The organism is Collinsella aerofaciens (assembly GCF_027679495.1).
Classification (GTDB): domain Bacteria; phylum Actinomycetota; class Coriobacteriia; order Coriobacteriales; family Coriobacteriaceae; genus Collinsella; species Collinsella aerofaciens_AK.
The window spans coordinates 35,274-48,190 of record NZ_JAQEKC010000019.1 but is presented as its reverse complement, the minus strand read 5'-3'; the positions used below and the strand labels follow the sequence as shown (position 1 = coordinate 48,190).

Here is a 12,917-nt window from a genome sequence, read left to right as displayed (position 1 = left end):
GGCTAACTGCGGGAATGGCCTATTCGCTCAATGTGTTCGGCTGAGATCGGAAATCAACCCGCCCTCGCGAACCTCGCGAAGACATCAGCCACCACGGAAGGCGCGGGCAAACGCAATCTCGCCGCAAGAGACCCCTACATCTCACCGAGCATGATCCAGGCAGAGCTGTCCTGCGCGAGCCTGCCGTCTGCAAGCGGTGATGAGGTGAGCAGGACCCTGCCCGCCGGCAGCTCCACGGCTGCTGCGCCGAAGTTCGTCACACACGCCCAGCCGTTGTCGCGGTGATAGGCGATGACGCCGCCCTCGGCGCCCTCGGCACCATCCGCAAGACCGGTGCGCCCGTCAAGATCGAGCCACGCAAAATCGTTGGCGCAACCGCGCAGCTTGCGCCGAAGCCAGAGGGCGTCACGATAGAGCGCAAGCATCGATGTCGGGTCCGCTTCTTCCCTATCGGCAGCGTAATCGGAAAACCATGCAGGTTGCGGCAGATGGGGCGCCGCATCGGCGTCCGCCGGCGAAAACCCAAACGATCCGCCCTGCGCGGGATCGTCCGCCGCCACCCACGGCAGGGGCACACGGCAGCCGTCGCGCCCCTTCTCACGCTTCGGTCCGCGCGTATTGGTCGCAGTAGGATCTTCGAGTGCAGCCCACGGGATGTCAGCCACCTCAAAAAGGCCGAGCTCCTCACCCTGATACACGTATGCCGAGCCCGGAAGCGCCAGTTCAAGCAAAAGGGCCGCCCGCGCGCGGCGCTCGCCGAGTTCACGGTCCTCGTCATAAGACAACCCGTCGCGTAAGAGCCAGTCGAGCGTAATCTGGTGGTAGCGCGTCGCCTTGATTTGCGGCAGGGCATAGCGTGTCGCCACGCGCGGCACGTCGTGGTTGGAGAGTACCCAGGTCGAGGCGGAATCGGATTCGACGGCTGCCTTCAAGCCCTTCTCGATTGCAGTGTGCATGTCATCATAGGTCCAAGTGGCCTTGGCAAACTCAAAGTTGAATGTCTGGCCAAGCTCGCTGGGACGCGCATAGAGATACTGGCGCTCGGGCAGCACCCACGCCTCGGCAACGGCACTGCGCGGCGGATTATAGCGGTCGAACACGCGGCGCCACTCGCGATAGATCTCGTGGACCTCATTGCGGTCCCACAGCGGATGGGTGCCGTCGTCAACCATGTCATCGCCCTCGGCGAGATGCCACCGGTCGAGGTCATCGCGGTCGAGATCCTTGGCGAGACCCTGCGCCACATCAATGCGAAAGCCGTCGACGCCTCGATCGCTCCAAAACGCCAGGACGTCGCAAAAGAGCGCATGAACCTCGGGGCATGACCAGTCAAAGTCCGGTTGCTCGGGCGTAAACATGTGCAGATACCACTGACCGTCCGCAACACGCGTCCATGCGGGGCCACCAAAGTTGGCATTCCAATTGGTGGGAGGCAGCTCGCCATGCTCGCCGCGACCATCGCGGAAGATATAACGGGCGCGCTCGGGCGATCCGGGGCCGGCGGCAAGAGCGGCTTTGAACCAGGGGTGCTGGTTGGATGAATGGTTGGGCACGATGTCGACGATGACCTTGATGCCGCGCGCGTGAGCCGCAGCGATCATGTCATCGAAGTCGTCAAGCGAGCCGAGACGCGGGTCGACATCGCAGTAGTCCGCCACATCATAGCCGCCATCGACAAGAGGCGATGGATAAAACGGGCTCAGCCAGATGGCCTCGATACCCAGTCGCTCAAGATAGTCCATCTGCTGGGTAATGCCCGCGATATCGCCCAGACCCGAACCAGTCGAATCCTTAAACGAGCGCGGGTAGATCTGATAGATCGCGGCATCGGACATCCATGAGCGCGAAGAAGACTTTTCTGTAGCCATGGGGCGTATCTCCCTTGCAACGAGGTTATGCGAGATGCCCACGATGATACGCCCAAAGCGGACATTCGCGACAAACAACGCCACAGCCACGCCCCAAAACGATCGCCCCCTCTCGGGTTCAAGCCTCCTGGGACGAATCGACCGATTAGTGAAAAGAACGGAAGACCCACTTTCCCGGCCACGACAGCGAGCGGGCTCCGGGTGCCCCAGGTTGCCGCGAAAGAGGAGGGAAGCGTACTTTATGTACGCGACCGACGATTGAGGGGCAAGATGGGGTGCCCGGGGCTCGCGCAGCGTCAACAAAAAACGCGGTTCGTTAGAACCGCGTAAGATAGTTGGAGCGGACAACGGGGCGTCCGCGTATCCGCTTCGCGGATCCGCACCGGCTTCGGCCGCCTGCCGGCGACCTCGCCAGCTCGCTACAAACGCTCCGCGTTTGCTTAACGCTCGCTCCCTCTCGGGTTCGAGCCCATGCGATGGATACAAAAAAGCCCGGCTACCGTAGTAGCCGGGCTGTTGCGTTTGGAGCGGACAACGGGGCTCGAACCCGCGACCCCAACCTTGGCAAGGTTGTGCTCTACCAACTGAGCCATGTCCGCATATGTAAAACAAAACGGGCGCCGGAGCGCCCGGATGTTGCCTGGAGGCGAAGCCCGGATTCGAACCGGGGGTAAAGGCTTTGCAGGCCTCTGCCTTACCACTTGGCCACTTCGCCGAAAAAGGACCGCTTGAGACGGTCCGGAAACGCAATGGAGCGGACAACGGGGCTCGAACCCGCGACCCCAACCTTGGCAAGGTTGTGCTCTACCAACTGAGCCATGTCCGCTTGCGGGTTATTAATTTACGCGAGTTGTCCTAAAGACGCAAGTACTTTTTTCAAAAAAGTTGCTCAAAGCAAGTTCGTACAGGTAAATAACGCCAAGTCAAGGCGCTATGCGCACGATTCCAATGCTGAGCCAAACAGCTTCACCATCCGAACGCGTGTGCCGGCGCCATCCGTGCGCCGGACAACCTCAACATTATCGACGAGCATGCGCATGAGCTTGATACCACGTCCGCGTTCCTCGGATGCCACCGGCTCGCTCGCCCCATCGATAGAATAGCCAGCACCCCGATCAAGCACCTCGAGCACAACACGGTCCCCATAGGCCTGAACCGTCAGGACGCAGCCAACACCGCCCGCATGGTCATACGCGTTACCCAATGCCTCCCCTAGCGCCAATGCGACGTCATAACGTTCATCACGCCTCAGGGGAAGTGATTCGAGAAGCTCGGCCACACGGTGCCGATAATACGGGAGATTCTCGATGCCCCGTTGCACTTCGACGCTCTTGCTCCATCGTGGCAACTCCCCCACCGGAATGGCGGGAATCGACTCCCGCGCCGGGCCCGCGACATGCAGGATGTCGACAAGTCGGGCAATTTCCAAAAAGCGAACAACCTCATCGGAGGCGTTAACGAGCGAAAGCAGCCCCTCATGCCTCATAAGCTCTCTGGCACGTGTAAGCAAAAACGCCAAACCCGTCGAGTCGATAAAGCCCACGGTCTGGCAATTGATGACAACACGACGCACGCCCCGGTCGATCAAATTATCCAACCGTCGGCGCAGTGCGGGCACCGAGGCGATGTCGATATCGCCCGGTGGCGTCAAAACCGCTATGTCATTCCACTCATTCATACGACCATGGTTCCCCAAAAGAGCTCGCTCGATGCACACGTATCTGCAACCGCGCAGATTTCGCCCGTCAGGCGTCGTGACCTACGATCGACCCCGTAAAAACTCAAGGGAAACCAGCGCGATGTCATCGTTCAGCGCCGACTCGGTAAAGCGGTCAAGCTCGATCAAGACCTTACCGCAGATTCCCGATACGCCCTCACTCGAAACAGAGAGCAAAAGGTCACGAAGGCGCTGCTCGCCAAAGAAAGCACCCGAGCGATCGCGCGCTTCAATCGTTCCGTCGGTATACATAAATAGCATGTCACCAGGAGCGAACGTAAACGTGCCTGTCTCGTACACCATGCTCTCAAAGGCACCGATCACGCCCGATTGGCACCCAAGGAGCTCCACTTCTCCCCCGCAGGTATCGCCGCCGCCAAGCGGCGTCGACGACGGCCTAATGACCATAGTGGGAGGATGTCCCGCCGAGCAATAGGTAGCGCGGCCCGCCTTAAGATCGATCTTGGCGATAAACGCCGTCACAAACGTCTCGACCCTCGAAAAGCCCATGAGCATGCTATTGAGCGAGCGTGCCATACGGGCAGGCCCCGCACCCTCCCAGGCATAGGCCGTCAGCGCTGTCTTGACAAGCGCCGACATCGACGCCGCCTCGATTCCCTTGCCGGATACATCACCCAAAATCATAACGGCGCAATCGTCGGGAAGTCGGACAAGCGCATAGAAGTCACCACCGACCAACGCAGAATTCGTTGCCGATAGGTATACCGAATCGGTTGCAATGCCCGGAACGTCACCAAGCGAATTTCTCATGCCAATCTGAAGCGTCTGAGCGATATGACGCTCCTCGCGCTTTTGAGATTCGCCTTCATAAATCAGCTCAAAGTCATGCGCCAGATGCACCAGGTAGTCGTATTCAAGGTCGTCAATTGGTTCTTGGCTGCCATCACGGAGCAGCAAAGCGCGCCTCGTCGGCCCCTTGGCAACGTCGGCGGGAACGATTGCATTGTTGTTCCGCTGACCGCCGCCCTCCGAGCGAACGCGTCCCGCCTCGAAGCCGGAATCGACATAGAGGCCCTGGCACGGCAGGCCATGAGCCCTCAACCATCCGCCCATAGGCATGGATTCGTCGACGCGGGTCAAGCGCACATGCTTAAGATCATCAGCACTCGCACCGCCCAGCACCGACTGCCCAAAACCATCGGAAGCAACCCCCAAACGCGCAGCCGGTGCGGTGGTGGAAAAGAAGAGCGACTCAGGGTCTCCCGGCAGCGCCACGCGACTGCCGCCCTCAAAATCGATAACATAGGTGTCAAGACTCGCGTCATATTCCACGGGGCAGAAATGACAATTGAGCACCGTGCAGATTTCCGTCGACACCGCTCGCGAAGCGGCAACGGGATCATCGAGATAGGTAAACAGTTCGTCGCGCAGCAAATTGAGTGAGCGGCCGAGCTCCGCCGTGCGGCGCGAACGTAAGCTCGACGCCATGCCGACAAGCTGAATAGACAGGTAATCGCAGATGACCTCGAGTACGTTAACGTCAAAGGCAAGTGGCGCCTGGGGACGTTTCCAGCCAACTTCCAACACGCCAAGGACCTGCGTGCCGTAAAACACGGGAAGACAGATCTCGCTGCGATACGGGGGCATATCCTGCACGCGCAGCAAGTGCTTGGAACGATTGTCCAAATCCATGAACATGCCCGAAGCAACCCGGTCGCCCTCAAGGTCCTGCTGAATCGACAGGCGACAGGCACGCGACTCGCGAAGCACGTAGGTCGGAATGCCCGCGCCGTACGGCATAAACTCGGGCAGATAGCTGTCCTCAAGCTCCTTAGAAACACCGCGGAGCTTAAAGCCGCCACTCTCGGAAAAATAGATAGCCGCACCGGAGGCATCGAGCGTTCCAACGAGCTGATTCAAAACGGTATCGAGCAAGCTGGGGAGCTCATCGGAGCCCACAGTACTCATAATGACCGAAAGGGTGCCCGAAAGGCGTTTATTCGCCACCCTAAGCTCCGATAGCGCGCGTTTGAGCTGACGGTCGTGGGAATACTGCTCTTCGATGCTGTGAAGCGCCACCAGGACACGCGGTGCACGACGTCCAAAGATACGCGGAGGCGTAACGGAGCCCGCGCGAACCAAGACGGGAATAAAAGACCCGTCGCTCAGCTTGAGCATCAGCTCGCTCTCGGAGCCATCGGTCTCAAACGGCAGACGATGTTCGGTCGCGCGCTCAAAGGCAGACGAGTACAGAACGTCTTTGACATCACCGCCGATGACGTCAGCGCGTTCCTCGCACATCAGGTCGAGCAAACGATTATTCACATGCAGAATGGATCCGTCGAGCTCACAGATGATGACAGCATCGCTCGTGATCTCGACCAGTTGGGCAACGTCTGCCCACTCGTTGCGCTCAAGCGTTTCCATCGTGGACCTCACCGTCTATCGGTAACAAAAAAGCCTCCGAAGAGGCTTCTAAAATGCGATGGTGTCGGAGGCGGGACTTGAACCCGCATGACCAAAAAGCGGTCACTAGCACCTCAAGCTAGCGCGTCTGCCAATTCCGCCACTCCGACATGCTATGTTGTTGATTCGCGGTTCGTTTTGTCGGACCCGCGCGTTCAACGAGGAAGATAATAACCTATGATTCGAGAACTGTGCAAGCACTTTTTTCAAAAAAGTTTACGAATTTGTAAATGCGCAGGTAGATCCGTGTGTCCGGCCCCGAATCGGTGTTGCCTCCCGGCGCGTCCTCGGGCATGAGAGATATTTTGCTGCGCACTTCGTGCTGCAAAATATCTCTCCCCCTGCGGAATGCGCCGGGAGGCAACACCGATTCGGGGCCTGCAAATACGTACTTCAGGCACAGTTCTCAAACATGTTCTGGGGGCTGATATAAATTTAGTGGCTCGGCTTTGCCGAGCCCTTATATAAGGAGGCCGGAGCTAAAGCTCCGGCCTCACTCAATTTCTTATTAGATTAAGTGAGCGATCAGGGAATCGCACTCCCCCTGCCGAGTTACCGCAGGGCCCGTGCTGGACTTAGTTTTCAGAACATTCCGCAGACCAGGAAACCCCCTTATCCGCAGCTCCGAAGGAGCAGGGTAAGGGGGTTTCCATGGTCGAGGACGTTCTGAAAACTAAGTCCAGCACGGGCCCGGACGAGAACAACCGACTACAGGTCGATGTGCGATTCCTTGATCGGGAACGGCTCCGCGAAGTGGCAGGCGCAGCAGTGGCCCGGTGCGACTTCCTTAAACTCGGGAAGCTTCTCAGAGCAGATGCCCTGCGCGATCGGGCAGCGCGTGTGGAAACGGCAGCCGGTCGGCGGATCCAGCGGCGACGGCGGGTCGCCAGCGAGGATGATGCGCTTGCGGGTCTTCTGGATATCAGGATCGGGAACCGGCACGGCAGACAGCAGCGACTGCGTGTACGGATGGTGAGGCTCGCTGTAGAGCGTCTTCCAGTCCGAAACCTCGACCATCTTACCCAGATACATAACGGCAACGCGATCGGAGATGTGCTGCACGACGGACAAGTCGTGGGCGATAAACAGATATGCGGTACCAAACTTGTCCTGGAGCTCCTTCAGTAGGTTCAGAACCTGGGCCTGAATGGACACATCCAGAGCGGAAACCGGCTCGTCGCAGATAATCAGCTTGGGCTTCAGCGCAAAAGCGCGGGCAATGCCGACACGCTGACGCTGACCGCCGGAGAACTCATGCGGATAGCGGTTGATGTGCTCGGGGTTCAGTCCAACGACGTCGAGAAGCTCGCGGACGCGCTCAATGCGCTCCTCCTTGGTACCCACGCCATGAATGGTCATGGGCTCGGAGACGATCTCGCCGATGGTCATGCGGGGATTCAGCGAAGCATAGGGATCCTGGAAGATAAACTGCATCTCGCGACGCATGTCCTTGATCTCATGCTTGCTCATCTCGGCAACATCTTTACCCTGGAAGAACACCTTACCGGCGGTCGGCTTGGTCAGGCGCATGATGGTACGGCCCGTGGTGGACTTACCGCAACCAGACTCGCCGACTAGGCCAAAGGTCTCGCCAGGATAAATCTCAAAAGAGATGTCGTTTACAGCAGAGACGACGCGCTTGGAAAAACGCTTGGCGAACATGCCGGACTCAGCGGGGAACTCCTTAGAGAGGTGCTCGACCTTCAGCAGCGGAGTACGCTCGTTGGTATCTGCCATTACGCCTCGCCTCCCTTCTTGGAATCCATGCGCGTACGGGACGTCTCAGGAGCGTTCTTGAGGAACTCGGGGTCACCGGAATAGTGGCACGCAGAATAGTGACCGGACTCGGTGACAACACGCTCGGGGCGCTGCTTGCGGCACTTATCGGTTGCATAAGGGCAACGAGGCGAGAACACGCAGCCCTCGGGCAGGTTCATTAGCGAAGGCGGATTGCCGTGAATCGGCGTAAGCGGCTTCTTCTCATCGATGGCCTGCTCCGGGATGGAGCGGATAAGGCCCCAGGTGTAGGGGTGGCGGCTCTCGTAGAAGATTTCCTCGGCAGTACCGAACTCGACGGGACGGCCGGCGTACATAACCATGATCTTGTCGGCCATATCAGCGACAACACCCAGGTCATGGGTAATCATGATGATGGCGTTGCCGTTCTTCTCCTGCATTTCCTGCATAAGCTCAATAATCTGAGCCTGGATGGTAACGTCCAGGGCAGTCGTGGGCTCATCGGCAATCAGAATATCGGGATCGCAGGCAAGAGCCATGGCAATCATGACGCGCTGACGCATACCGCCAGAGAACTGGTGCGGATACTCATTGACGCGCTTCTCGGGTTCAGGAATGCCAACGAGGTCCAAAAGCTCGGTGGCGCGCTTGAGCGCCTCCTGCTTGGAGTAACCGCGATGCAGACGAAGGCCCTCGCCCACCTGCTTGCCGATCTTATAGACCGGGTTCAAGGAGGTCATAGGATCCTGGAAGATCATCGCGATATCGTTACCGCGAATGTGCTGCATCTCTTCCTCGGTCATCTCAAGGATAGAACGACCGCGATAGCGAACGTCGCCGCCCTCAATCTTTCCCGGAGGCATCGAGATAAGACCCATGATGGTCATGGCGGTCACGGACTTGCCAGAGCCGGACTCGCCGACGACGCCCAGGGTCTCGCCGCGATCGAGCGTGTAGGAGACACCGTCGACAGCGCGAACAATGCCATCCTCGGTGTGGAAATACATCTTAAGGTCATCGACCTCGAGCAGATGCTGGCCCTCGGGAACCGGCTGGTCCTTCAGGTCCACATAGTTCTTGTTCTTCTTCATCCTTATGCGTCCTTCATCTTGACGTCGAGGGCGTCGCGCAGACCGTCACCCAGCAGGGTGAAGGCGAGCACCGTCGAGAGAATTGCCAGACCGGGCATGATCATCATCCAGGGAGCGGTCAGAAGATACTGCTGACCGTCCTGAATCATGGAGCCCCACGAAGGCGTAGGCGGAATAACGCCCATGCCGAGGAAGGACAGAGCGGACTCGGTCAGAATGGCGCCACCAATGTTCATGGTCGCGTAGACCACGATGGAGGCGACGGAGTTCGGGAAGATGTGACGCACGACGATACGAGCATCGGATGCACCCATCGCGCGTGCAGCGTCAACATAGTCGTTTTCCTTGACCGTCAAGATTGCAGAGCGGAAGACGCGCGCAATCGAAGGCCAGCCGAGAATACCGATGGCGATAAAGACGTTCTGAAGACCACGGCCGATAACGGCGATCATGGCGACAACGAACAGCACGTACGGGAACGCCAGGAAGATGTCCGCACAGCGCATGATGATCGTATCCCAGATGCCGCCGTAGAAACCCGCCAGAGCACCCATGACCAGACCGATCAGCGTGGAGATCGCGGTGGCCATAATGCCGACGGACAGCGAAACACGTGCACCGTAGATAACGCGGACGAGAATGTCACGACCTAGGGCGTCGGTGCCAAACGGGTGCTCGGCACACGGAGCCAGCAGCGACGTCTGAGCCATGGTGGTCGAGTCGGAAGCCGTCGGCGAACCGAGCCAGGGCTTAGCCCACAGATCTGCGGTCAGGGCAACCACAACGACGATGATGATCCAGCAGACACCGATAACGGCGAGCTTGTTCTTACGGAGACGCTTAAAAGCGTCGCCCCACAGCGTGCGGGACTTGGCGGGAGCAGATGCGGCCTTGGTGGCGGTAGCCTGCTCCTGAGACTGAGAATCAGTTTCCTGCATGAGACGTACCTCCCTTAGGCCTTATCCGACGGACCGCCAAGGCGGATGCGCGGGTCGAGGAATGCATAGCTAATGTCGACGAGCAGGTTGATCACCATGACGACGACGACGATGAGCGTAACGCCGCCCATAACGATGGGCCAGTCACGCATGCTAATGGCGCGATAGACCTCATAGCCGATACCGGGCCAGTTAAAGACCGTCTCGGTCAGGATGGCGCCCGAAAGCATGCCGCCAAAGTCGACACCAATATAGGTAACGACGGGGATGAGTGCATTCTTAAGCGCATGCTTGATGATGATCGCGCGATTGGAGAGACCCTTGGCCTTTGCCGTACGGATGTAATCCTGGTTCATGACGTCAAGCAGCTGCGAACGCATAATGCGGGCGGCATAAGCGGTCGAAACCGAAGCCAGCGTAATGGTCGGAAGCACATAGTGCATCCAATCCTGATACTGAGAGCTGGAACCGCCGGCACCCGAGATCGGCATGGAGAATGCACCGCCCGTGGCGTCCTTGAGAATGACGCCAAAGAACAGCTGCAGCAACATACCGAGCCAGAAAGCCGGGACGGCAACGAGAATCGACGTGGTGAGCGTTACCAAAATATCCCAGAAGGAATAACGCTTAACCGCCGAAATGATACCCGCACCGATACCCATGATTGCCTCGAGCACGATGGCGCACGCGGCAAGTTTGACCGTATACGGATACTTCTGGGCAAAGATTTCCGTAACCGGCAGCTTGCGCTGATACGAATTGCCCAGATCGCCATGAAGCAGGCCGTTCATGTAATACAAGTAACGGTCCACGAGCGACGTTTGAACGGGGTCGCCGTTCTCGTCAAGGATCGCGTTGCCGTCCTCGTCCGACTGGACCAGGTGATAGCGGACGCGAAGCTGAAGCTCCACCTCGGGGGACAGAGCCTTGTCTCCACCGATCAGCTTGATCGGATCTCCCGGCACGATATTCTGGAGGGCGAACAGAATCAGCGTAACGCCCAAAAACACCGGGATGAACTGAAGCACACGTTTAACGATGTACTTACCCATACCACTCCCCTATCTAGGGATTAACCTAAATGGGATGCCGATCGCCAGACCGGCATCCCAAAATTACCATCAGCCAGTTTACCCCAGGTTAGGGAGAACTGTATGTTTCCCATGAGGTCTACGTAAATACTTGACCCTCACGGAAGCTGCAAACTCTTAGGCGAGCTCAGCGGTACCCAGCTCGGCATGCTTCTGCGGATCGACATAGAGGTGCTTGATGCGATCGGAGCCGACGATGGTGTGCGTGTAGAACATAATCGGGATGACCGGGCAGTCGGCAGCGACCATTGCGTCGGCCTCCTGCATCTTAGCGACGCGCTCCTCGTCGTCAACAATAGTACGAGCCTCGTCGACCTTGGCGTCGAACTCGGGGTTGTTGTAACCGGAGCGGTTATCGCCACCGAGGGAGTCGGAGTGGAACAGCGGATACAGGAAGTTGTCCATGATCGGGTAGTCGGCAATCCAACCCAGACGACCGAACTGATAGTTAAAGTTCTGATACTGCTCGAGCAGGGCAGACCACTCAGGGGTATCGGAGACAGCGGTAACGCCAACCTTGGCGAGGTCGCCGATGATGGACTCCATGATCTCCTTGTGACCGCCGTCCTGGTTGTAGGAAAGGGTCACGCTAATGCCACGATCCCCGTTAGCGCCAGCGGGAGCAACCTTGTCGAGGTACTCGTTAGCCTTGTCGACATCGTAGGCGCAGAACTCCCATGCGCCCTCCTTGTAGCCATCGATGCCCGGAGGAACAATGCCGTCGGCAGGGGTACGGGTACCCTTATAGATGGTCTTGCAGATGGCCTCACGGTTGATGGCCAGGGAGATGCCCCTGCGCAGGTCGGCGTTGTTGAACGGCTCGGCCGTGGTGTTGCAGGTCAGATAGTACGTGGAAGGCTCGGCGCCGAGCAGCATGCGCTCGCCGTCACCCATGGTGTAGCCGTCCTTGGACACGCCGCGATCCTTCTTGGCGGCATCGATCTGAGCGACGGGAACGTCGCAGACATCGAGGTTACCGGCCTGGAACTCCTTGTAAGCAGTCTCCATGTCCTTGATGACCTGGAAGTGGATGCCATCGATCTTGGCCTTGTCGCCATAGTAATCGTCGAACTTCTTGAGGTTGATCTCCTGACCATCCTCCCACTTGCCGTCCATCATGAACGGGCCGTTACCGACCGGTGCAAGATAGAAGCTCTTGACATCGGACTCGGCGCACTCGGGAACCGGGGCCAGAGCCGGGTGAGAGGCGACGAAGGGGAAGTCGGCGTAAGCGGAAGACAGCTTGACGACGAGCGTCTCATCGTCGGGGCAAGTAACACCGCTGAGCTCGGTAGCGTTACCGGCAAGCAGGTCGTCATAGCCCTCGACCATAGAAAGGTGATAGGAGACCTCGGAAGGGCCGTACTCGGTAGCGATGGCCGACTTGGTGTTGACCAGACGCTCCCAACCGAGCTTGAAGGACTTGGAGGTAACGTCGTCACCGTTGTGGAACTTGGCCTTCTTGATCTTGAAGGTGAACTCGGTGGCGTCGTCGTTGGCCTCAAAGGACTCGCAAGCCAGCGGAACGATCTCGCCCTTCTCGGCGTCATAAGAGGTCAGAGCATCAAAGAGCTGGTACTCGACCTGAGTGCCCTGGTCCTCCTGGACGTTATAGGGGTCGATGCAGACCGGGTTGTTGATGTAGAAGTTCAGCGTCGAACCGGACTCAGAACCGGAAGCGTCGCCACCCTTCTTGCCGCATGCGGCAAGAAAAGCCATGGAGCTCGCAGCAAGGGTACCGCCGACAAAGGCGCGACGACCCATAACGGGCTGGTGGAACATAGAATCAGCCATGCCATCCTCCTTATGAGATAGGACAAAGTAAGTTCGGTCGGGCAACGTCAAGACAGCCCAATCGAACCATTCAAACGCGGTCCGCCGTTTTGGCTGGTTATACAAAGCGGACCAACGTATTGCAATACAGTAGCGCATTTTATGCACGATTTGGGGCTAATTCCGGTTAACGGTCGAGATTTTCTTTAGTTGGGCGAAGTATATGAGGATATTTTGACTCTGTTACAAATATGTAAACAAAATGGGTCCCGCAC

The 12,917-nt window shown here is 58.2% G+C and carries 8 protein-coding genes and 4 tRNA genes; all 12 read right to left on the bottom strand.

All coding sequences use genetic code 11. From position 1 onward, the window contains the following. Nucleotides 1-134: 134 nt before the first annotated feature. Entirely contained in the window at nucleotides 135-1,868 is a 1,734-nt protein-coding gene (locus PGW49_RS07745; RefSeq protein ID WP_270226152.1) for a glycoside hydrolase family 13 protein, read from the bottom strand. 523 nt (nucleotides 1,869-2,391) lie between these two features. After that, nucleotides 2,392-2,467: transfer RNA gene (locus tag PGW49_RS07740), tRNA-Gly, on the bottom strand. Nucleotides 2,468-2,509: 42 nt separating this feature from the next. Beyond that, nucleotides 2,510-2,583: transfer RNA gene (locus PGW49_RS07735), tRNA-Cys, on the bottom strand. 35 nt (nucleotides 2,584-2,618) lie between these two features. Further along, nucleotides 2,619-2,694 (bottom strand) — tRNA-Gly (locus tag PGW49_RS07730). A 105-nt stretch (nucleotides 2,695-2,799) separates the two neighbouring features. Further along, nucleotides 2,800-3,546 carry an anti-sigma factor antagonist gene (locus PGW49_RS07725; RefSeq protein WP_270226150.1) on the bottom strand — a complete coding sequence of 249 codons (747 nt, stop codon included), beginning with the start codon at nucleotides 3,544-3,546 and terminating at the stop codon, nucleotides 2,800-2,802. Nucleotides 3,547-3,627: 81 nt separating this feature from the next. Continuing rightward, entirely contained in the window at nucleotides 3,628-5,973 is a 2,346-nt protein-coding gene (locus PGW49_RS07720) for a GAF domain-containing SpoIIE family protein phosphatase (protein WP_270226149.1), read from the bottom strand. A 59-nt stretch (nucleotides 5,974-6,032) separates the two neighbouring features. Next, nucleotides 6,033-6,122: transfer RNA gene (locus PGW49_RS07715), tRNA-Leu, on the bottom strand. A 598-nt stretch (nucleotides 6,123-6,720) separates the two neighbouring features. Further along, a complete protein-coding gene (locus tag PGW49_RS07710; protein WP_022094888.1) occupies nucleotides 6,721-7,749 on the bottom strand; it encodes an ABC transporter ATP-binding protein in 1,029 nt (342 codons plus the stop codon). After that, nucleotides 7,749-8,840: an ABC transporter ATP-binding protein gene (locus tag PGW49_RS07705; RefSeq protein WP_138375019.1), complete on the bottom strand. Its 1,092-nt coding sequence runs from the start codon at nucleotides 8,838-8,840 to the stop codon at nucleotides 7,749-7,751. Before PGW49_RS07705 ends, PGW49_RS07710 begins: the two co-directional genes overlap by 1 nt. Before the next feature lie 2 nt (nucleotides 8,841-8,842). Beyond that, a complete protein-coding gene (locus PGW49_RS07700) occupies nucleotides 8,843-9,778 on the bottom strand; it encodes an ABC transporter permease (protein ID WP_022094886.1) in 936 nt (311 codons plus the stop codon). A gap of 14 nt (nucleotides 9,779-9,792) precedes the next feature. Beyond that, on the bottom strand, nucleotides 9,793-10,830 hold the full coding sequence (locus PGW49_RS07695; protein ID WP_117877270.1) for an ABC transporter permease: 1,038 nt from the start codon (nucleotides 10,828-10,830) through the stop codon (nucleotides 9,793-9,795). A 156-nt stretch (nucleotides 10,831-10,986) separates the two neighbouring features. Next, on the bottom strand, nucleotides 10,987-12,663 hold the full coding sequence (locus PGW49_RS07690; RefSeq protein ID WP_138375020.1) for a peptide ABC transporter substrate-binding protein: 1,677 nt from the start codon (nucleotides 12,661-12,663) through the stop codon (nucleotides 10,987-10,989). Between the last annotated feature and the right edge of the window lie 254 nt (nucleotides 12,664-12,917).